Here is a 239-nt window from a genome sequence, read left to right as displayed (position 1 = left end):
CTGCTGGACCTGCTGCGCGAGGACCTGCACCTGAGCGCCACCAAGGAAGGCTGCGGCGAGGGCGACTGCGGCGCCTGCACCGTGGTGCTGGCCGAACCCGAGGGCGACGGCCTGCGCTACCGCGCGGTCAACAGCTGCATCAAACTGGCCCACGCGGTGCACGGCCAGGCGCTGTGGACGGCCGCCGACCTGGCCTGCGACCCGCTGATCGACCGCCAGGGCGCCGCGCTGCACCCGGC

General features: G+C 74.5%; 1 protein-coding gene. It reads left to right on the top strand.

The annotated features are described in order from the left end of the window. A partial coding sequence (locus HA630_RS00945) for a 2Fe-2S iron-sulfur cluster-binding protein (RefSeq protein WP_243855310.1) occupies positions 1-239 on the top strand: 239 nt, incomplete at both ends.

The organism is Aquabacterium sp. A08 (assembly GCF_011742065.1).
The sequence above is the reverse complement of the archived record's forward strand: the minus strand, read 5'-3'. Positions and strand labels throughout refer to the sequence as shown.